Raw genomic sequence first — 18436 nt, 5'->3', positions numbered from 1 at the left:
TTTCCAACGTCCCCTGCTCGGAGGAATCCGTCATGCCGGTCGAGTCGCTCTTCCCGCGCCTGGAGCCGCTGCTCCCGAGCGTGCAGAAGCCGATTCAGTACGTGGGCGGCGAGCTGAACTCCCAGCTCAAGGACTGGGACGAGACCGCGGTCCGGTGGGCGCTGATGTACCCGGACGCCTACGAGGTGGGGCTGCCGAACCAGGGCGTCCAGATCCTTTACGAGATCCTGAACGAGCGGGACGGCGTCCTGGCGGAGCGGACCTACTCGGTCTGGCCCGACATGGAGGCCGTGATGCGGGAGCACGGCATCCCGCAGTTCACCGTCGACGCGCACCGCCCGGTCGCCGCGTTCGACGTGCTCGGCGTGTCGTTCTCCACCGAGCTCGGCTACACCAACCTGCTGACGGCGCTCGACCTCGCCGGCATCCCGCTGGAGGCCGCCGACCGCACCGGCGACCACCCGATCGTGATCGCGGGCGGGCACGCCGCGTTCAACCCCGAGCCGATCGCCGACTTCGTCGACGCGGCCGTCCTCGGCGACGGCGAGGAGATCGCGCTCGCCATCACCGAGGTGATCCGCGAGTGGAAGGCCGAGGGCGAACCCGGCGGCCGGGACGGGCTGCTGCTGCGGCTCGCCGCGTCCGGCGGCGTGTACGTCCCGCGCTTCTACGACGTCACCTACCTGCCGGACGGCCGGATCCAGCGGGTCGCGCCGAACCGCCCGGGGGTGCCGTGGCGGATCGAGAAGCACACGGTGATGGACCTCGACCAGTGGCCGTACCCGAAGAAGCCGCTCGTCCCGCTCGCCGAGACCGTGCACGAGCGGTTCAGCGTGGAGATCTTCCGCGGCTGCACGCGCGGCTGCCGGTTCTGCCAGGCCGGGATGATCACCCGTCCGGTCCGGGAGCGGTCGATCACCACGATCGGGGACATGGTCGAGCAGGGCCTCAAGGAGTCCGGCTTCCAGGAGGTCGGGCTGCTCAGCCTGTCCAGCGCCGACCACAGCGAGATCGGCGACGTCGCGAAGGGCCTCGCCGACCGCTACGAGGGCACCAACACCTCGCTGTCGCTGCCGTCCACCCGCGTGGACGCCTTCAACATCACGCTCGCCAACGAGTTCTCCCGCGGCGGCCGGCGGTCCGGCCTGACGTTCGCGCCCGAGGGCGGCTCCGAGCGGATGCGCAAGGTGATCAACAAGATGGTCACCGAGGACGACCTGATCCGCACCGTGACCACCGCGTACGAGAACGGCTGGCGGCAGGTCAAGCTCTACTTCATGTGCGGCCTGCCCACCGAGGAGGACGAGGACGTCCTCGCGATCGCCGACATGGCCAAGCGCGTCATCAGGGCCGGGCGCGAGGCCACCGGCCGCAAGGACATCCGCTGCACGGTGTCCATCGGCGGGTTCGTGCCGAAGCCGCACACCCCGTTCCAGTGGGCCGCGCAGTGCGACCACGAGACCGTCGACCGGCGCCTGCGCGCCCTCAAGGACGCCCTGCGCGGCGACAAGGAGTACGGCCGCGCCATCGGCCTGCGCTACCACGACGGGCAGCCGTCCATCGTCGAGGGCCTGCTGTCGCGCGGCGACCGCCGCGTCGGCAAGGTCATCCGGGCCGTCTGGGAGGACGGCGGCCGGTTCGACGGCTGGAGCGAGCACTTCTCCTACGAGCGCTGGACGGCGTGCGCCGAGAGGGCCCTCGCCGGCGAGCCCGTCGACCTCGCCTGGTACACCGTCCGGGAGCGCGACGAGGTCGAGGTGCTGCCCTGGGACCACCTCGACGCCGGCCTGGACCGCGAGTGGCTCTGGCAGGACTGGCAGGACGCGGTCGACGGGACCGAGGTCGAGGACTGCCGCTGGACGCCCTGCTACGACTGCGGCGTCTGCCCCACGATGGGCACCGAGATCCAGATCGGCCCGACCGGCCGCAAGTTGCTCCCGCTGAGCGTGGTCTAACCGGATTCGGCCTCGTCAGCGCCCTGGCCTGCGGGGGTCCGGCGCCCCTCGGGGGCCGGGGCTGGCGGAACCGGGCCCGGCGACCCGTACTCTATAGGGAGACCTTTATTTCGACTCGACACGAGTAGGAAGGACCAGAACCCTGGCACCCATGCCGGAGGGTCCGGCGCCGGCCCCCGTGACCCAGCGACTGCGCGTCCGCTACGCCAAGCGGGGCAGGCTGCGGTTCACGAGCCACCGCGACATATCCCGGGCCGTGGAACGCGCCGTTCGGCGCGCCGGGATCCCTGTCGCGTTCAGCGGCGGATTCACCCCCCACCCGAAGATCTCGTATGCGGGTGCGGCGGCGACAGGGGTGGCCAGTGAGGCCGAATACCTCGAACTCGGGCTCACCGCGACCTGCGACCCTGCGCGGGTGCGGGCCGATCTCGACGCCGCCCTGCCCCCCGGGCTCGACATCCTGGATGTCGTGCCGGTCCGGGTGGGACGCGGTGACGCGCCGGCCAGGCCGGGCGCGTTCGCCGATCGGCTCGAGGCGTCCGAATGGCGGATCAGGCTGGACGGCGTCGCCGAGCGCGACGCCGCCGAGGCCGTGGCCGCCTTCATGGCCGCCGCGACCATCGAGGTGGAACGCCTCACGAAGAAGGGGCGGCGCCGTTTCGACGTGCGCGCCGCCGTGTCCGCGTTCGAGCCGGACCGGCGCGCCGCGGAGGCGGCGGATGCCCCTTGTGCGATACTTCGAATGGTTGTTCGGCATTCCACACCCGCCGTACGACCCGACGACATCCTCACCGGACTGCGCCAGGTCGCCGACCTCGCGCCGCCGTCACCTCCGTTGGTGACCAGGCTGGCGCAGGGGCCCCTCGACGCGGACACCGGTGGTCTCGCGGATCCCCTGGATCCCGACCGGGAGATCGGCCTGCCGTCCGGCGACGACGCCGCGACGGTCCGCGGCCTGGAGCGGCCGCAGCCCGGGGACGCCGCGAGCGCGGATGCCGTCAGCGCCTGACCGTGGGACCGAAGCCGTGGCAGCACGGAACCGGTCCCGCAGGGTACGGCGGGCGCACCCCCGACGACTTCGTCGTCATGACCGGGCACTGCCCGGCCGTGGCGACGCCGACGATTGACGAGGTGCTCTCGTGCGGCGCACCGCACCGATCCGCCCCCGGGCGGGGCGGGCGGACGCGCCCGGGAGCCTGACGGGAGATTGCCCGGATGCTTGAGAACGAAGCCGATTCGGCCACGGCCGAAGGCACTGGTAACGAGAACGTGGAGAACGAGAGCGCGGAGGCCGCGCAGCCCGAGGCCTCGGGTGTGACGTCGCGCCCGCGCCGTGCGAGCCGTCCCGCCGGGCCGCCGCCCGACGTCGAGGCCGCTCCTCCCGCGGCGGACGCGTCCGCCGCGGAGGCCGTCCCGGCGGCCGAGGCCTCCGAGCCGCCGAAGCGCACCACGAGGACCCGCACTCGCACCCGGAGCGCGAAGGCCGCCGAGGCGCCCGAGCCCATGACCGGCGCGGAGACCACTCCGGAGGCCGGGCCCGAGGGTGCCGGTGAGGAGCCCGCGCCCCGTACCCGGACCCGGCGCCGCTCGGCCGCGTCCGCCGCCTCGGAGGCGCCGGGCGTGCCCGCGGTGCCGCAGGTCCCGTCCGTTCCGGTCGCCGGCACGGAGCCGGCGCTCGACTCGGCGTCCGCCGAGCAGGTGTCGGAGACCGAGCCCGCTAGCGGGGTCGGGGTGCCGGGCGTGACATTCCAGCCGCCCATGGTCGTCTTCCAGCCGCCGCAGCCGACGGCGGACAAGCCCGCCCGCCGCAAGCCCGCCGAGGCCGAGCCGGCCGAGCCCGCCGAGACGGCAGAGAGCGACACCGGCGACGAGGACCTCGACCACGGTTCCGCGGACGAGGACGAGTCCGACGACCGCCCGTCCCGCCGGCGCCGCCGCCGCGGCGGCCGCGGCCGGGGCCGGGGCGGCAAGGAGGGCGCCGACGACGAGGTGCCCGCCGACGAGGCCGAGGCCGAGGAGCCCAAGGACGAGGAGCCCAAGGACGAGCAGCCCGCCAAGGGCGGCAAGGCGGCCAAGGGCAAGTCCGGCAAGTCCGGCAAGTCCGCCAAGGGCAAGGACAAGGAGAAGGACAAGGAGCCCAAGGCGGAGGAGCCCGAGCAGGACTCCGCCGACGGCGAGGACGAGGACGAGACCCAGTCCGGCGGGAGCCGCCGCCGTCGCCGCCGGCGGCGCCGTTCGGGCGCCGACGGCGAGACCGGCAACGGCACGGACGACCCGCCGAACACCGTCGTGCACGTGCGCACCGCCCGCGAGGAGCGGGCCGCCGCCGAGGACGAGGTCCGGTCCGTGCGGGGCTCGACCCGGCTGGAGGCCAAGAAGCAGCGCCGCCGGGAGGGCCGCGAGCAGGGCCGCCGCCGCCCGCCGGTGATCACCGAGGCGGAGTTCCTCGCCCGCCGCGAGGCCGTCGAGCGCGTCATGGTGGTGCGGCAGGAGGGCGAGCGCACGCAGATCGCCGTCCTGGAGGACGACGTCCTCGTCGAGCACTACGTCAACCGCGCCACGCACCAGTCGTACGTGGGCAACGTCTACCTGGGCAAGGTCCAGAACGTGCTCCCGTCGATGGAGGCGGCGTTCGTCGACATCGGCAAGGGCCGCAACGCCGTCCTGTACGCGGGCGAGGTCAACTGGGACGCCTCCGGGCTGGAGGGCCAGCCGCGCCGCATCGAGTCGGCGCTGAAGTCGGGCCAGTCGGTGCTCGTCCAGGTCACCAAGGACCCGCTCGGCCACAAGGGCGCCCGGCTGACCAGCCAGGTCTCGCTGCCGGGCCGCTACCTGGTGTACGTGCCGGACGGCTCGATGACCGGCATCAGCCGCAAGCTCCCCGACAAGGAGCGCAGCCGCCTCAAGTCGATCCTGAAGAAGGTCATGCCGGAGAACGCCGGCGTGATCGTCCGCACCGCCGCCGAGGGCGCGACCGAGGAGGAGCTCTCCCGCGACGTGTCCCGCCTGGCGGCCCAGTGGGAGAACATCCAGAAGAAGGTCAAGACGGCCTCGGCTCCCTCCCTGCTCTACGGTGAGCCCGACCTGACGATCCGGGTCGTCCGCGACATCTTCAACGAGGACTTCACCAAGCTCGTGGTGTCCGGCGCGGAGGCCTGGGACACCGTCTCCGAGTACGTCGAGTACGTCGCCCCGCATCTCGGCGACCGCGTCGAGCGCTGGACGGGCGACCAGGACGCCCTCTCCGCGTTCCGCATCGACGAGCAGATCGCCAAGGCGCTGGACCGCAAGGTCTGGCTGCCGTCCGGCGGCTCCCTGGTGATCGACAAGACCGAGGCGATGACGGTCATCGACGTCAACACCGGCAAGTTCACCGGACAGGGCGGCAACCTGGAGGAGACCGTCACCCGCAACAACCTGGAGGCGGCCGAGGAGATCGTCCGCCAGCTCCGGCTGCGCGACATCGGCGGCATCGTCGTGATCGACTTCATCGACATGGTGCTGGAGAGCAACCGCGACCTCGTGCTGCGCCGCCTCGTCGAGTGCCTGTCGCGGGACCGCACCAAGCACCAGGTCGCCGAGGTCACCTCGCTCGGCCTCGTGCAGATGACCCGCAAACGCGTCGGCCAGGGGCTGCTGGAGGCGTTCTCGGAGACCTGCGAGTCCTGCAACGGCCGTGGCATCCACGTCCACCTGACGCCGGTCGAGCCGAAGGCGGACAAGGCGGCCGGCAAGGAGAGCGGGCGCCGCCGCAAGCGCAAGGGCGACGTCGAGAAGGCCGTCGAGGAGAAGCTGGCCCAGGCCAAGCCGAAGGAGCCCGCCGTGCCGGAGCCCGCGCCGGAGCCGGCCGCCGCCCCGGCCCCCGTCGTGGAGGCGAAGCCGGAGCCGGTCCGCTCCCGGCCGAAGAAGTCGGGCCCCGCCAAGCGCCCGGCCGGCCCGCCGCCCGAGATCGACGAGTCCCCGGCGCAGGCGGCCGTGGAGGCAGCCGAGGCCGCGGCCGAGGCCACCGACATGCCCCCCGGCACCCTGGACTCCACCGAACCGATCGCACTAGCCACCAACGGCACCGCCTCAACGGGCCCAACCGCCCCCGCCGAACCGACCAACCCCGCCGACCCAATCGAGTCTGCCGAACTGGCCGAGTCTGCCGAACTGGCCGAGCCTGTCGAGATGGCGGAGCCTGTCGAACCGGTCGACTCTGCCGGATCGGCGGAGCCCGTCGAACTGGCCGAGCCTGCCGAACCGGCGGAGTCTGCCGAACCGGTCGAGCCCGCCGCACCTGCCGCGCCGGTCGAGTCTGGCGAACTCGCCGGCACGTCCGAGCCGGTCAGCCCGGACCTGAACGGCACCGAAATGACCGCGGACGCGTCCGCCGCCGAGCCGAACGGCTCCGCTCCCGGCGCGACCGAGGAGGCTCCCTCCATCCGCTCCCACGTCCACGCCGCGACCCCGTTCGCGGAACCTGACCAGGAGTAACCGGAAGCGGCGGCGTGCCGGGGGAGCCCCAGCCCGCCGCCGCAACCCCGCAACAACCTCAACAGTCGCGATCGCGTCCGAAGGCAGGTTCGAGCTTGCGAGAACCTGATCGCGCAGCGAGCCGCAAGGCGAGTCGGAGCGATGCCAGCGATCGCCCGCGGTGCCCGACGATGGAGGGCCGCCAAGGCCCGAAGGAGGAGGGCACTGCCATGAGCACAGCAGAGAAATGCAATAAACACAGGGATCCGGTATTCTTGTACATCGGCGCGTCGTGGGCGCGTCGCCTGAACCTGCACCGCGAACCCCGTCCGGGGCTCGTTCGGTGCTCACCTCGCCGATCCGGTGAGGCCAAGCAGAGAGCGCCAGGGGTCTCCTCTGGTGTGCCGCCCTCGGCCCGGTGCCGGGGGTAGGCCCCCATCCGGGGGCTGGTAAAGCCACGCGTGGGACCGGTTCAGTCCGGAAGCGCGCGCAGACGAAGGGTTTCCGCGGTGTACGCGATTGTCCGCGCAGGCGGCCGGCAGGAGAAGGTGGCCGTCGACGACGTGCTGACCGTCGACAAGCTGGCCGGTGAGGTCGGCTCGACCGTCAAGCTTCAGGCTTTGCTGGTCGTGGACGGCGACGACGTCGTCAGCAAGGCGGCCGACCTCGCGCGCTACGAGGTGACCGCCGAGATCCTCGGCGCGGTCAAGGGCCCCAAGATCAACATCATGCACTACCGGAACAAGACCGGGTACAAGCGGCGGATGGGGCACCGCCAGCCGTACACCGAGGTCAAGATCACCGGTATCAAGGCCGGGAAGTAAGGGAGAGCGGTCACATGGCACACAAGAAGGGCGCATCGTCCAGCCGTAACGGTCGCGACTCCAACGCCAAGCGGCTCGGTGTGAAGCGGTTCGGCGGCCAGGTCGTCAACGCCGGTGAGATCATCGTCCGGCAGCGCGGCACCCACTTCCACCCCGGGCCGGGCGTCGGCCGCGGCGGCGACGACACGCTGTTCGCGCTGGTCGCGGGTGCGGTGGAGTTCCGCCGCTACCGTGGCCGCAACGCGGTGAGCGTCGTCCCGCCGGCGGAATAGTCCGCCGGGGCACCAAGCGTTCTCGAAGGGGCGGACCGTTCTTCGGTCCGCCCCTTCGCCGTTTCTCACCGAGGAGAGTTCACCGTGGCCGCTGGAGCGGGATCGGGCGCGCAGTTCATCGACCGGGTGGTGCTGCACGTCGCCGCGGGCAACGGCGGCAACGGCTGCGCCTCGATCCACCGGGAGAAGTTCAAGCCGCTCGGCGGGCCGGACGGCGCGAACGGCGGGCGCGGCGGCGATGTCGTCCTCGTCGTCGACTCCAACGCCGCGAGCCTCCTCGAGTACCACCGGCGGCCGCACCGCAAGGCCGGGAACGGCCGGCCGGGCCAGGGCAGCCTGCGCACGGGCGCGGACGGCGCGGACGTGGTCCTGCCCGTCCCGGACGGCACCGTCGTGAAGTCGGGCGACACGGTCCTCGCCGACCTGGTCGGCGAGGGCACCCGGTTCGTGATCGCGAAGGGCGGCAGCGGCGGCCTCGGGAACGCCGCGCTGGCGTCCGCCAAGCGCAAGGCGCCCGGGTTCGCGCTGCTGGGCGAGCCGGGCGAGGAGGCGGACGTCGTCCTGGAGCTGAAGAGCGTCGCCGACGTCGCGCTCGTCGGGTTCCCGAGCGCCGGCAAGTCGTCGCTGATCGCCGCGCTGTCCGCCGCCAAGCCGAAGATCGCCGACTATCCGTTCACGACGCTGATCCCGAACCTCGGCGTGGTGAGCGCGGGCGACACCACGTTCACGGTCGCGGACGTCCCCGGCCTGATCGAGGGCGCCAGCGAGGGCCGCGGCCTCGGGCTGGACTTCCTGCGCCACATCGAGCGCTCGTCCACCCTCGCCCACGTCCTGGACTGCGCGACGATGGAGCCGGGACGCGACCCGGTCAGCGACTTCGAGGTCATCGAGCGCGAGCTCCAGGCCTACGACCGGGTGCTCGGCGACCGCCCGCTGTCGGACCGGCCGCGCATCGTCGTCCTGAACAAGGTGGACGTGCCGGACGCCCGCGACCTCGCGGAGATGGTGCGGCCCGACTTCGAGGCGCGCGGCCTGCGGGTGTTCGAGGTGTCGGCGGCGACGCACGAGGGGCTGCGCGAGCTGTCGTTCGCGATGGCGGCGATGGTGGCCGAGCACCGCGCGTCGCTGCCGCCGGCGGAGCCGACCCGCGTCGTGATCCGGCCCGAGCCGGTCGGGAGCGACGCCGACTTCGAGATCAAGAGCCTCGGCGACAACACCTACCTGATCACCGGGACGAAGCCCGTGCGCTGGCTGCGGCAGACGGACTTCGCCAACGAGGAGGCCGTCGGCTACCTCGCCGACCGGCTCGCCCGGCTCGGCGTGGAGGACGCGCTCACCGAGGCGGGCGCCGCGGCGGGCGCGACCGTCCTGATCGGCACGGCCGACGAGTCGATCGTGTTCGACTGGGAGCCGGAGGTCCCGGCGGGCGAGGCGGCGATGGGCCCCCGCGGCACCGACCGCCGCCTGGACGGGTACGTCTAGATCTGCGAGGAGACTGCTCGATGAGCGAGCGCGAGGCGATCGCGAAGGCCCGCCGCATCGTGGTGAAGGCGGGCTCGTCGTCGCTGACCACGCAACAGGGGACGATCGACGCGAACCGGATCGACGCGCTGGTGGACGTCCTCGCCGGCCGGCGCACCGAGGGCACCGAGATCGTGTTCGTGTCGTCCGGCGCGATCGCCGCCGGGCTGGGCCCGCTCGGGCTGACCCGGCGCCCGCCGGACCTCGCGACCCAGCAGGCGGCGGCGAGCGTCGGGCAGGGCCTGCTGTTCGCCCGCTACACCTCGTCGTTCGCCCGGTACGCGCTGACGGTCGGGCAGGTGCTGCTCACCGCCGACGACATGATGCGCCGCTCGCACCACCGCAACGCGCAGCGCACCCTCGCGCAGCTCCTCGCGATGGGCGTCCTGCCGATCGTGAACGAGAACGACACCGTCGCCACCGACGAGATCCGGTTCGGCGACAACGACCGGCTCGCCGCGCTCGTCGCCCACCTGATCCGCGCGGACGCGCTGGTCCTGCTGTCGGACGTGGACGCCCTCTACACCGGAGACCCGAGGCGGCCGGGTGTCCGCCGCATCGATGACGTGCACGGCCCGGACGACCTGAAGGACGTCGAGCTCGGCGGGTCCGGGCGCGTCGGCACCGGCGGCATGGTCACCAAGGTCGAGGCGGCGCGGATCGCGGGCATCCCCGTGCTGCTGACGAACGCCGCGTCCGCCGCCCGCGCGCTCGCCGGCGACCGCGTCGGGACGCTGTTCCATCCGGCCGAGGGGCGCCGCATGTCGACCCGGAACCTGTGGCTCGCGCACGCCACCACCGGGCAGGGCCGCGTCACGCTGGACGCGGGCGCGGTCGAGGCGGTCGTGCGGCGCCGCAAGTCGCTGCTGCCGGCGGGCGTGACGGGCGTGGACGGCGACTTCGCCGCGGGCGACCCCGTCGACCTGTGCGACACCGGCGGCCGGGTCGTCGCGCGGGGGCTGGTGAACTACGACGCGTCCGAGATCCCCGACCTGATGGGGCGCTCGACGCGCTGGCTGGCCCGCGAGCTGGGCGCCGAGTACGAACGCGAGATAATCCACCGCGACCACCTGGTGGTACTGACATGACCGGGGGCTCGTCCCACGGGGACGACCGGACTGAGGGAGCCTGCTGATGAGCGAGGAGCGCGAGGAGTTCCTGCGGGTGGCGCGGCGCGCCAGGGAGGCCGCGGCCGGCCTGGCGCCGCTGCCGCGGGCGGCTAAGGACGCGGCGCTGCACCGGATCGCGGACGCGCTGGTGGCGGCCGCGCCGGAGATCGTCAAGGCGAACGAGGCCGACGTGGCGCGCGCCCGGGAGGGCGGCACGTCCGAGTACATGATCGACCGGCTGAGCCTGTCGGAGGCGCGGATCGCCGCGATCGCCGACGCGGTCCGCAAGGTCGCCGCGCTGCCGGACCCGGTGGGGGAGACGGTGCGCGGGAGCGTGCTGCCGAACGGGCTGGAGCTGCGGCAGGTGCGGGTGCCGCTCGGCGTCGTCGGGATGATCTACGAGGGCCGCCCGAACGTGACCGTGGACGCCGCCGCGCTGTGCCTGAAGAGCGGGAACGTGGCGATGCTGCGCGGCTCGTCGTCGGCGCACGACTCGAACACGGCGCTGGTCGGGGTGATGCAGGGCGCCCTCGCCGGCACCGAGGTCCCGGCGGACGCGGTGCAGCTCGTCCCGGGAACGTCGCGCGAGTCGGTGAAGCACCTGATGCGGGCGCGCGGCCTGGTGGACGTGCTGATCCCGCGCGGCGGCGCCTCGCTGATCAACTCGGTGGTGGAGGAGTCGACCGTCCCGGTGATCGAGACGGGCGTGGGGAACTGCGCGGTGTACGTGGACGCCGCCGCGGACGTGGACATGGCCGTGGAGCTGCTCCTGAACGCCAAGACGCAGCGTCCGTCGGTGTGCAACGCCGCGGAGACGTTCCTCGTGCACGCCGACATCGCCGACAGGTTCGTCCCGCGCGCGCTTGAGGCGCTCAAGGACGCGGGTGTCACGGTGCACGGCGACGACCGCGTCCGCTCGTACGGCGACGGGGTCGTGGAGGCGACCGAGGACGACTGGCACGCCGAGTACCTGTCGCTCGACATCGCCGCCCGCGTGGTCGACTCGCTGGAGGACGCCGTCGCCCACATCCGGCGGTACGGGTCGGGGCACACCGAGGCGATCGTCACGGCGTCCCAGCCGGCCGCGAAGCGGTTCGTCGCCCTGGTCGACTCGGCGGCCGTGATGGTGAACGCCTCGACGCGCTTCACCGACGGCGAGGAGTTCGGGTTCGGCGCGGAGATCGGCATCTCGACGCAGAAGCTGCACGCCCGCGGCCCGATGGGGCTGCCGGAGCTGACCTCCACGAAGTACGTGGTGACGGGCGAGGGGCACGTGCGCGGCTGACGCCGGGCGGCGGGACCGGCAGCGGCCACCGTCGGAGTTGTGACATTTTTGCCATTGATGTCACCTTCACGGTGTGGTCTGATTCACGATTGTGACTCGTGAGTACAGCCGCCGCCGTGTCCTGAAGGGCGCCGCCCTCGGCGCGGGGATCGCCTCCACCGGGCTGGCCGCGTTCCCCGCCCGCCCCGCCGCCGCGGCGCCCGCGCTCCGGGGCCCCGTCACCGGCACCACCCTCGACCGGACGTACCTGCTCGGCGCCGCGGGCGCCGGCGGGTACCGCCCGGTGATCACCGGTCCGGGCGAGCCGCACGTCCTGCGCCGCGACCTCGGCGGCACCGCCTCCGCGCGGCGCGCCGCCACCCGCCGCGGCGTCCTGGCGTTCGGCCATCTCACCGACGTGCACGTCATCGACGCGCAATCTCCGGCCCGCGTGGAGTTCGTCGACCGGTTCAAGGACGCCCTGAACGTGCTGCCCGTCGAGGGCGCGTACCGGCCCCAGGAGATCCTGTCCACGCAGGTCGCCGAGGCGATGGTGCGGGCGGTCAACGCGGTCGGGCGCGGCCCGGCGACCGGCCTGCCCCTCGCGTTCACCATCAACACCGGCGACGCCGCCGACAACGTCCAGTACAACGAGGTCCGCTGGATCATCGACCTGCTGGACGGCGGCCGCGTCCGCCCCGACTCCGGCGACCCGGACCGGTACGAGGGCGTCATGGACTGGACGTCCTACGACCGGGCGTTCTGGCATCCGGAGGGCGCGCCGCCCGGCGCGGAGGCCGACCTCCCGATCAGCCGGTACGGGTTCCCGCGGGTGCGCGGCCTGATCGACGCCGCCCGCCGGCCGTTCCAGGCGACCGGGCTGGACTCGCCCTGGCTCGCGGTGTTCGGCAACCACGACGGCCTCATCCAGGGCAACCTGCCGGTCAACCCGATCGTGTCGGGCCTCGCCACCGGCGGCATCAAGATCGGCGCCCCGGCGGACGACGGGCAGGCCGAACGCCTCGCCCGCATGCTCCGCGACGCCGACGCCGCCGAGCTCGTCCGGCTCAGCCGCGAGCGGGGCGGCGCCGGCGGCCTGTTCCGCCCGGTCACCCCGGACCTGAACCGCCGGATGCTGTCGCGCGGCGAGGTCGTCGCCGAGCACTTCAAGACCACCGCGTCGCTGCGCGGCCACGGCTTCACCCTGGCCAACCTCCGCGAGGGGACGGCCTACTACGCCTTCGACCGGGGCGTCGTGCGGGGCCTCGTCCTCGACACCGTCAACCCGAACGGCTACTCCGAGGGGTCGCTCGACCGGAAGCAGTTCGCGTGGCTGGAGGCCCAGCTGAAGGCGGGGAGCAGCCGCCACCTCGCCGCGGACGGCTCGGTCGTCCGGCACGCGGTGAAGGACCGGCTGTTCGTGCTGTTCAGCCACCACCCGATCGGCTCGCTGGAGAACCCGCTCGGCGGCGACCGCGTCCTCGGCGACGAGATCGAGGCGCTCCTGCTGCGCTACCCGAACGTCGTCCTCTGGGTGAACGGCCACACGCACCGCAACCAGGTCATCCCGCACGCCCGCGAGGGCGGGGGAGGGTTCTGGGAGGTCAACACGGCCGCGCACATCGACTTCCCGCAGCAGAGCCGCCTCGTCGAGCTGGCCGACAACGGCGACGGCACCCTGTCGGTCTTCGCGACCATCCTGGACTCGGCCGGGCCCGCGTCCTACGGCGGCAGCCTCACCGATCCGGTGCGGCTGGCGTCGCTGTCCCGGGAACTGGCGGGCAACGACTGGCAGGACCGGGAGGACAACCGCCGCGGCGAGGTCGCCGACCGCAACGTCGAGCTTCTCGTCCCCGCGCCCTTCTAGGACGCGGGACGCTCGGCCGCGGGACGCGAGGGGACGGGACGCGAAAGGGCCGCCGCGTCCGTGTCGCGGCGGCCCTCGTTCACGCTGGTCAGTTCCGGTCGGTCGGCCCGTTGTCGCGCCGGGTGAACCGGTCGAACAGCCCGCCGGCCGCGCCCGCCGCGGCGTCGGCCATGTCGCGGACCTTGCCGACGAACGGGTCGGCGGTGCGCTCCCACGACTCCCGGTAGGACTTGGCGGCGTCCTTGATCCCGTCGCTGACCGACGCGTCGCCGTCGTCGTCGCGGCGCGGGTAGTCGCCGGCCAGGATCCGCTCGTACTCGCCGCCGCGCGCCCACTGGTCGATCTCGGCGAACCGGATCACCGCGAACGGGTGCGACTGCCCGAGCAGGTTCAGGAACTTCAGGATGCCGTCCCGCACATCGCCGGCCGCGTCGTACTCGCGCGCCTGCTGCAAGAACGCCTCGCTGCTCATCTCGCCCAGCTTGGTCCCGCCGGCGAGCTTCATGTTCACCCGCTTGGCCGCGTCGACGTCCTGCCCGACGAGCAGCCCCGCCCGGTCCGAGGACAGCTCCGCCTTCCGGAACCACTCGCGCAGCCCGATGATGATCGCCGCGATGCCGACGTTGCCGAGCGGCAGCCACGCCAGCCGCGACCCGAGCTGGAGCAGGATCTGCATCATCGTCTGGTACACCGCGTGCCCGGACAGGATGTGCCCGACCTCGTGCCCGACGACGAACCGCAGCTCCTCCTCGTCCAGCAGGTCGATCAGCCCGGTGTTCAGCACGATGAACGGGTGGTCGGAGCCGAGCGCCATCGCGTTCGGCGTCGGGTCCTGCCGGACGTACAGCTCCGGAACCTCCGGCATGTCCAGGATGTAGCAGGCGTCGCGGACCATGTCGTGGATGTGGCGGAACTGGTCCTCGCCGACGCGCACCGTCCCGCCGAGGAACATCAGCCGCAGCGACCGCTCGTTCACCAGCCCCGACAGCTTGCGCAGGACGACGTCGAACCCGGACAGCGAGCGCAGCGCCACCAGCGCCGAACGGTCCGCAGGGTGTTCGTAGGCCCGGGAACTGATCCCGGGGAAGCGTGTGCGTGCTCGATCCGGCGTGTTCTCCGTCATACCTGGCATGGTAGTTCCGACGAACCACCGTGCCGCAGGGTTCCCCGCAGCGGGGGGCCCGTCCGGCTCCGGACGTGCCCTGGAGGCCCCATGTTCGACCCGAAGGCCGAGGCGATGTCCCTCGACGAGCGCGCCGCGCTGCAGCGGCACCGGCTGTGGGGCATGGTCGACCGGCTCCTCGCCGCGGACGGCGTGCAGGGACGGCGGCTCAAGGGCACGGGCGTCGAGGGCGGCTCGGACGTGACGCTCGCCGAGTTGCGCAACCTCCCGTTCACCACCAAGCAGGACCTCTGGGACAACTACCCGTTCGGGATGCTCGCCGTCCCGCGCGACCAGGTCGCCGCCGTCCACGGGTCCAGTGGGACGCGGGGCCGCCCGACCCTCGTCGCCTACACCAAGGCCGACCTCGACCTGTGGGCGGCGATGTGCGCGCGTTCCCTGTCGTGCGCCGGGGCGTCGCCGGGCAGCATCGTCCACAACGCCTACGGGTACGGCCTGTTCACCGGCGGGATCGGCATCCACCAGGGGGCCGTCGCGTTCGGCGCGACCGTGGTGCCGATGTCGGGCGGCATGACCGACCGGCAGGTGCGGATGCTCGCCGACCTGCGCGCCGACATCCTCACCTGCACCCCCGCGTACGCGCTGCGGCTCGGCGAGGCCGTCGCGGAGGCCGGGGTCGAGCTGCCCGCGCTGAAGGCGGGCCTGTTCGGGGCCGAGCCGTGGTCGGAGGAGCTGCGCACCGCCATCGAGGACGTCCTGCCGATCAAGGCGATGGACATCTACGGCCTCTCGGAGGTCATCGGGCCGGGCGTGGCGACCGAGTGCCTGGAGCAGGACGGCCTGCACGTCAACGAGGACCACTTCATCGTCGAGGCCGTCGACCCCGCCACCGGCGAGCCCGTCGAGGACGGGACGCCCGGCGAGCTGGTGTTCACCACCCCGACCAAGCAGGCGCTGCCGCTGCTGCGCTACCGGACGGGCGACATCGCGTCGCTGACCCGCGGCGAGTGCCCCTGCGGCCGGACCCTGGTCCGGATGAGCAAGGTCCTCGGGCGCGCCGACGACATGCTCGTCGTCCGCGGCGTGAACGTCTACCCGAGCGAGGTCGAGCGCGTCCTGCTCGGCTCGGGGCTCGTCCGGCCGCACTACCAGCTCGTCGTGGACCGCCGCAGCCCGTCCGTCCGGCTGCTGGTGGCCTGCGAGGCCCTCTCCGGCGACCCGAAGGACGCGCTCGCGCACGCCCTCCACGAGACGCTCGGCCTCACCGCCGAGGTGGCCGTGCTGCCCGCGGGCACCGTCCCGCGGGTCGAGGTCGGCAAGGCCGTCCGCGTCGTGGTCTGGGAGGACGGCGGCCCGCCGCTGCCCGGCCTGGCCTGAGCCCGGGGCCGGGCCCTCCGGGCGTCGGGCCGCTGGCTATTCTCGTCGGCATGACGCAAAAGCGGCGCCTAGGGATCATGGGCGGCACGTTCGACCCGATCCACCACGGGCATCTCGTGGCCGCCAGCGAGGTCGCGCACTTCTACTCCCTCGACGAGGTCGTGTTCGTGCCGACCGGCCTGTCCGCCCACAAGGAGGGGAGCAAGGTCGCCGCCGCCGAGGACCGCTACCTCATGGCCGTCATCGCCACCGCGTCCAACCCCCGCTTCTCCGTCAGCCGCATCGACATCGACCGCCCGGGCCCCACCTACACCGTCGACACGCTGCGCGACATGCGCGAACTCCACGGCCCCGACGCCGACCTGTTCTTCATCACCGGCGCCGACGCGCTGGAGAAGATGCTGACCTGGCACGACACCGACGAGCTGTTCGAGCTCGCGCACTTCGTCGGCGTCACCCGCCCCGGCCACCGGCTCGCCGACCCCGGCCTGCCCGACGGGCGGGTCTCGCTGATGGAGGTCCCCGCCCTGTCGATCTCCTCCACCGAGTGCCGCGAGCGCGTCCACTCCGGCGAGCCCATCTGGTACCTCGTCCCGGACGGCATCGTCCAGTACATCAACAAGCGCGAGCTGTACCGCGCCGCCGGCTGACGCGCGCCCGCCCGGCGGTGGGGGGCCGAGCTCCGGCGCACCGGGGCACATATTCTGGAGAAGGAAGGGGCCGCAGCTGCCATTTGCGGTCGAACAGCGACAAAGAGGTCGGTCGACCGCCACCCGTGAGAAGGTGTAGGCGAGACGACCCCTACAGGGAGGATCGCGAGCGCATCGTGACCGCATCCGAGAGGGCGGCGCAGCTCGTCCGGATCGCCGCCGAGGCGGCGGGCGACAAGCTGGCCGACGACATCCTTGCCTACGACGTGAGCGAGCAGCTCGTCATCACCGACGCGTTCCTGCTCTGCTCGGCTCCGAACGACCGGCAGGTCCGCGCCATCGTCGACGAGGTCGAAAAGCGCCTTCGCGAAGAGGCCGGAGCCAAGCCCGTCCGCCGCGAAGGCGAACGCGAGGGCCGCTGGGTCCTGCTGGACTACGCGGACATCATCGTGCACATCCAGCACGAGGAGGACCGCATGTTCTACGCCCTCGAACGGCTCTGGAAAGACTGCCCCCTCATCGCCCTGCCGGAGAGCGTCACCGCCCACCAGGCCCAGCGCGCCCGCGCCGTCGGGAGCCCGAGTGACTGACAGCCGCCCGGCCCGCGAACCCGGCAGGCGCCGGCTCGTCCTCTGGAGGCACGGCCAGACCGCCTGGAACGTCGAACGCCGCTTCCAAGGCAAGACCGACATCCCCCTCGACGAGACCGGCGTGCGGCAGGCCCGCCGCTCCGCCGCCCTCCTCGCCGGGCTCCGCCCCACCGCGATCCTCGCCTCCCCGCTCCGCCGCGCCGCCGACACCGCCCAGGCCCTCGCCGACCTCACCGGACTGCCCATCCGGTACGACCGGGACCTCATCGAACGCGACGGCGGCGCCTGGGAGGGCCTCACCTCCCACGAGATCCGCGAACGCTACCCCGCCGAGCACGCCGCCTGGCAGCCGCCCGGCGGCGAGACCAGCGCCCAGGTCGCCAAACGCGTCGGCGCCGCCCTCGAACGCGCCCTCGACGACCTGCCGCCCACCGGCCAGTTCGTCGTCGCGTCCCACGGCGCCGCCCTCCGCCTCGGCATGTCCCACCTCCTCGGCCTTCCCGAAGAGGTCTGGGAACGCCTGGGCGGCCTCTCCAACTGCTGCTGGTCCGTCATCACCGAGATGCGCGACGGCGGCTGGCGGCTCGCCGAACACAACGCCGGCACCCTCCCCGAACCCGTCCTCAGCGACGACCGCCCCGACGCGGGCACCTGACCGCAAACGATTCGAGCACCGACCCGTCCGTCCGATACACTGGCGGAGCGCTGCGGGATGAACGTCCACGCAGCGGCGGGGCTATGGCGCAGTTGGTAGCGCGCCTCCATGGCATGGAGGAGGTCTGGGGTTCGAATCCCCATAGCTCCACTCGGAGTTGGGAGTGGTATGTCTGCGGAGAGCGCAGACCTGCCACTCCTTCGTCGTGTTGGCCCAGGGGGGCGACCCCGTGGAACCCCCGGTGTGGGGGCTCCGCCCCTTGCCCCCTGTGGGCCGTCGTCACGACGCTCACCGGCGAGGGACTCGTACACCACCTGTGAGAGAGGACGCAGCCGGTGTCCGGCTCGGCCGGGGGCGCCGGGGCGCGGGCGAGTCATGGCGAACACATCGGCCGGCCGCACGTCGGGTGACACGAAGGCGTGCTGTGCGCCCGAGAACCCACGGACCCCGGAGAGTCCGGGAGGCGGGGTTTCCGACCCCGAGGTGCGTCGCGTCATCAAGGGCGGGTCGTTCCTGTGCGCGCCCAACTACTGCGCGCGTTACCGCCCGGCCGCGCGACAGAGCAACACCCCCGACACCTCGACCTGTCACATCGGCTTTCGCTGCGTCGTTCGGTGACCACATCCGACACGCGAGGCCGCGAGTGCGCGAGTCAGCACGCGATGACCGAGTGCGACAGCCCTGTGAACGCTGCCGGTATGCATGACGGCGGTTCGAGCGTGGACCGCATCGGGTCTGGCCGTCCATCAACGGCGGCCCCGTCCGAAACTGATC

Annotated in this window: 15 protein-coding genes and 1 tRNA gene; 15 read left to right on the top strand and 1 reads right to left on the bottom strand. The window is 72.7% G+C overall.

Annotation, left to right across the window (positions count from 1 at the left end):
• Nucleotides 1-32 precede the first annotated feature (32 nt).
• The 9 genes from K8Z49_RS15060 to K8Z49_RS15020 all read left to right on the top strand — a co-directional run bounded on the left by K8Z49_RS15060 (nt 33) and on the right by K8Z49_RS15020 (nt 13267).
• Nucleotides 33-1955: a TIGR03960 family B12-binding radical SAM protein gene (locus tag K8Z49_RS15060; protein WP_021598072.1), complete on the top strand. Its 1923-nt coding sequence runs from the start codon at nt 33-35 to the stop codon at nt 1953-1955.
• 151 nt (nt 1956-2106) lie between these two features.
• The gene (locus K8Z49_RS15055) at nt 2107-2964 is read left to right on the top strand and encodes a TIGR03936 family radical SAM-associated protein (protein WP_075022692.1); all 858 of its coding nucleotides are present in this window, start codon (nt 2107-2109) and stop codon (nt 2962-2964) included.
• A gap of 206 nt (nt 2965-3170) precedes the next feature.
• Nucleotides 3171-6431: an Rne/Rng family ribonuclease gene (locus K8Z49_RS15050; protein WP_412519277.1), complete on the top strand. Its 3261-nt coding sequence runs from the start codon at nt 3171-3173 to the stop codon at nt 6429-6431.
• Between the two features lie 488 nt (nt 6432-6919).
• Nucleotides 6920-7234, top strand: coding sequence for a 50S ribosomal protein L21 (gene rplU, locus K8Z49_RS15045; protein WP_021595696.1), 315 nt, complete (start codon nt 6920-6922; stop codon nt 7232-7234).
• 14 nt (nt 7235-7248) lie between these two features.
• A complete protein-coding gene (gene rpmA, locus K8Z49_RS15040; protein WP_021595697.1) occupies nt 7249-7506 on the top strand; it encodes a 50S ribosomal protein L27 in 258 nt (85 codons plus the stop codon).
• 117 nt (nt 7507-7623) lie between these two features.
• Nucleotides 7624-8988 carry a GTPase ObgE gene (gene obgE / locus K8Z49_RS15035; protein WP_412521069.1) on the top strand — a complete coding sequence of 455 codons (1365 nt, stop codon included), beginning with the start codon at nt 7624-7626 and terminating at the stop codon, nt 8986-8988.
• Between the two features lie 20 nt (nt 8989-9008).
• Complete coding sequence (gene proB / locus K8Z49_RS15030) at nt 9009-10115, top strand: glutamate 5-kinase (RefSeq protein ID WP_021595699.1); 1107 nt, start codon at nt 9009-9011, stop codon at nt 10113-10115.
• A 46-nt stretch (nt 10116-10161) separates the two neighbouring features.
• Nucleotides 10162-11421, top strand: a complete 1260-nt coding sequence (locus K8Z49_RS15025; protein WP_021595700.1) for a glutamate-5-semialdehyde dehydrogenase — start codon at nt 10162-10164, stop codon at nt 11419-11421.
• Nucleotides 11422-11512: 91 nt separating this feature from the next.
• The gene (locus tag K8Z49_RS15020) at nt 11513-13267 is read left to right on the top strand and encodes a TIGR03767 family metallophosphoesterase (protein ID WP_075022695.1); all 1755 of its coding nucleotides are present in this window, start codon (nt 11513-11515) and stop codon (nt 13265-13267) included.
• Nucleotides 13268-13355: 88 nt separating this feature from the next.
• Here K8Z49_RS15020 and K8Z49_RS15015 read toward each other — a convergent pair whose 3' ends face one another.
• Nucleotides 13356-14390, bottom strand: coding sequence for a M48 family metallopeptidase (locus tag K8Z49_RS15015; protein WP_021595702.1), 1035 nt, complete (start codon nt 14388-14390; stop codon nt 13356-13358).
• A gap of 90 nt (nt 14391-14480) precedes the next feature.
• Between K8Z49_RS15015 and K8Z49_RS15010 the strand changes: the two genes are divergently transcribed.
• The 6 genes from K8Z49_RS15010 (at nt 14481) to K8Z49_RS14985 (ending at nt 18280) form a co-directional block, all read left to right on the top strand.
• Entirely contained in the window at nt 14481-15767 is a 1287-nt protein-coding gene (locus K8Z49_RS15010) for a phenylacetate--CoA ligase family protein (RefSeq protein ID WP_021595703.1), read from the top strand.
• Between the two features lie 50 nt (nt 15768-15817).
• Nucleotides 15818-16417, top strand: a complete 600-nt coding sequence (gene nadD / locus K8Z49_RS15005; RefSeq protein ID WP_063747787.1) for a nicotinate-nucleotide adenylyltransferase — start codon at nt 15818-15820, stop codon at nt 16415-16417.
• 176 nt (nt 16418-16593) lie between these two features.
• Entirely contained in the window at nt 16594-17007 is a 414-nt protein-coding gene (gene rsfS, locus K8Z49_RS15000) for a ribosome silencing factor (protein WP_021595705.1), read from the top strand.
• On the top strand, nt 17000-17662 hold the full coding sequence (locus tag K8Z49_RS14995; RefSeq protein WP_412519273.1) for a histidine phosphatase family protein: 663 nt from the start codon (nt 17000-17002) through the stop codon (nt 17660-17662). The genes rsfS and K8Z49_RS14995 overlap by 8 nt, the downstream gene beginning before the upstream one ends.
• Before the next feature lie 77 nt (nt 17663-17739).
• Nucleotides 17740-17812 (top strand) — tRNA-Ala (locus K8Z49_RS14990).
• The gene (locus K8Z49_RS14985; protein ID WP_081842696.1) at nt 17771-18280 is read left to right on the top strand and encodes an SUMF1/EgtB/PvdO family nonheme iron enzyme; all 510 of its coding nucleotides are present in this window, start codon (nt 17771-17773) and stop codon (nt 18278-18280) included. The genes K8Z49_RS14990 and K8Z49_RS14985 overlap by 42 nt, the downstream gene beginning before the upstream one ends.
• Nucleotides 18281-18436 lie beyond the last annotated feature (156 nt).

Origin of the sequence: Actinomadura madurae (assembly GCF_047130825.1) — a bacterium.
GTDB classification, from domain to species: Bacteria; Actinomycetota; Actinomycetes; order Streptosporangiales; family Streptosporangiaceae; genus Spirillospora; species Spirillospora madurae.
The sequence above is the reverse complement of the archived record's forward strand: the minus strand, read 5'-3'. Positions and strand labels throughout refer to the sequence as shown.

Bases quoted from the DNA above. Each gene is read 5' to 3' on its own strand.
- nadD (WP_063747787.1), top strand. From the start codon at position 15,818: ATGACGCAAAAGCGGCGCCTAGGGATCATGGGCGGCACGTTCGACCCG.
- K8Z49_RS15025 (WP_021595700.1), top strand. From the start codon at position 10,162: ATGAGCGAGGAGCGCGAGGAGTTCCTGCGGGTGGCGCGGCGCGCCAGG.
- K8Z49_RS15055 (WP_075022692.1), top strand. From the start codon at position 2,107: ATGCCGGAGGGTCCGGCGCCGGCCCCCGTGACCCAGCGACTGCGCGTC.
- rpmA (WP_021595697.1), top strand. From the start codon at position 7,249: ATGGCACACAAGAAGGGCGCATCGTCCAGCCGTAACGGTCGCGACTCC.
- proB (WP_021595699.1), top strand. From the start codon at position 9,009: ATGAGCGAGCGCGAGGCGATCGCGAAGGCCCGCCGCATCGTGGTGAAG.
- K8Z49_RS14985 (WP_081842696.1), top strand. From the start codon at position 17,771: ATGGCATGGAGGAGGTCTGGGGTTCGAATCCCCATAGCTCCACTCGGA.
- K8Z49_RS15015 (WP_021595702.1), bottom strand. From the start codon at position 14,390: ATGACGGAGAACACGCCGGATCGAGCACGCACACGCTTCCCCGGGATC.
- K8Z49_RS15050 (WP_412519277.1), top strand. From the start codon at position 3,171: ATGCTTGAGAACGAAGCCGATTCGGCCACGGCCGAAGGCACTGGTAAC.
- K8Z49_RS15010 (WP_021595703.1), top strand. From the start codon at position 14,481: ATGTTCGACCCGAAGGCCGAGGCGATGTCCCTCGACGAGCGCGCCGCG.
- K8Z49_RS15060 (WP_021598072.1), top strand. From the start codon at position 33: ATGCCGGTCGAGTCGCTCTTCCCGCGCCTGGAGCCGCTGCTCCCGAGC.